We start from the raw sequence: 1,349 nt of genomic DNA on the forward strand, positions 1-1,349 counted from the left end.
AACCGTCGGAGAACGCATTCCTCCAACAATTATGTCCCGCCATTCCTGGTCGGAGCAGAGATGTAACTATTAGACTAATTGGTGTCATTGAGGGTTTCTGCGTGTCTACTTTTTCAGGGCAAGGTCAGGGTTCATAATACGAATTGTCCTCTGTTTGGGGCAAATGGTGTGCAAGTTACAAGTAAAACTGTTTGGAAGGAGACGGGAAGTAAGGCTCGATTAGATGTTGAGAATCCTAACCCAGGTCAACGTGCAGGTCAAATTCATTATCAAGATGCGAATAATAAAAAGTATTTGTTCGACCCACAAAAAGGAGCGTTCGTAGATTCGAATGGAAATCTCGCTCCAAAAAGTGTAAATAAGATGCTTGAAGATCCTAATTTCGTAAAGAAATTGAACGTGGGGCTTACACAATATCTTGGAGAGAATGCATACATTCCAAAATGAGGTGAAAAATGAAAACAAATTCAAAAATGAGAAAGTGCTTTGATTCTTTGGTGAAGACTGACGGTAATTTCACTATAGATTTAACAAGGATAGAGAGCGTCATCTTTCCTAAATTTTTTGAATGGGATGGTTGTGTTCTCCTAAGTCAAGAAAGAAATAATGAACTACAGACCCATTTTTCACCGAATCAGTTTGTGCCTGATAGAACAGCATTTGAAGCCGACTATAATCATATTCACTTAAATGATATTTTTGATGAGGATGTGCATCCTGACGCAATTTTAAACATCGGAATAAAGACACTTGAGGTTTGGGCGGCTGTTCTTTATAAGCAGTATAACGGACGTAGGAATTTCGTGCTGATACTCTCTTATGACGGTGAAGAGGTTGTTTTACGCTTCTATACTGTTAGGCAGAATGAAGTGCCGTGGCTTGATATATCTAAATTAGAATCATATTTGGATGGACTAATGCTTATCGAAATGTAAATAGTAATTCCTGTAATGCTATTGACCTTGAGGACCTTCAAGGTCTTTTCTTCTACCCCTACCCAGTGCCGAATGAATTGGGCGGCTAAGTCGTAACCTACTTTATTTTAATAATTCATAGCTACTTCCCTCGGAAGCTATGATCGAATGACTTCGCTGCTTTATCCCGACAACAAAGCAGTAACGTATACTTACGATAATCTGAGCCGGTTACAGTCCGTCAATTATCCGGAGATGGGCACGGTATCGTATACGTATGAAACCAGTAACAATGCGAACAAAAGTATGGTTGCTACTCCATTTGGCACGAAGCAGGTTAAAATGACAGATGCATTTGGCGAACTGACGAGTGTAAAGCATAGCAATAGCATCGGAGTAGCTTTATGGACGGAAACATTCGGATATGACGGGATG

General features: G+C 40.0%; 3 protein-coding genes. All 3 read left to right on the forward strand.

The window, feature by feature from the left end:
• Positions 1-168 precede the first annotated feature (168 nt).
• Positions 169-447, forward strand: a complete 279-nt coding sequence (locus GON22_RS25465) for a hypothetical protein (RefSeq protein ID WP_237179355.1) — start codon at positions 169-171, stop codon at positions 445-447.
• Between the two features lie 8 nt (positions 448-455).
• Positions 456-935 (forward strand): hypothetical protein, encoded by a 480-nt coding sequence (locus tag GON22_RS25470; RefSeq protein WP_160398860.1) that lies wholly within the window; start codon positions 456-458, stop codon positions 933-935.
• A 147-nt stretch (positions 936-1,082) separates the two neighbouring features.
• A partial coding sequence (locus GON22_RS25475; RefSeq protein ID WP_202113502.1) for a hypothetical protein occupies positions 1,083-1,349 on the forward strand: 267 nt, incomplete at its 3' end.

This window comes from Paenibacillus sp. MMS18-CY102 (assembly GCF_009789195.1).
GTDB lineage: Bacteria > Bacillota > Bacilli > Paenibacillales > Paenibacillaceae > Paenibacillus_T.

Bases quoted from the DNA above. Each gene is read 5' to 3' on its own strand.
- GON22_RS25470 (WP_160398860.1), top strand. From the start codon at position 456: ATGAAAACAAATTCAAAAATGAGAAAGTGCTTTGATTCTTTGGTGAAG.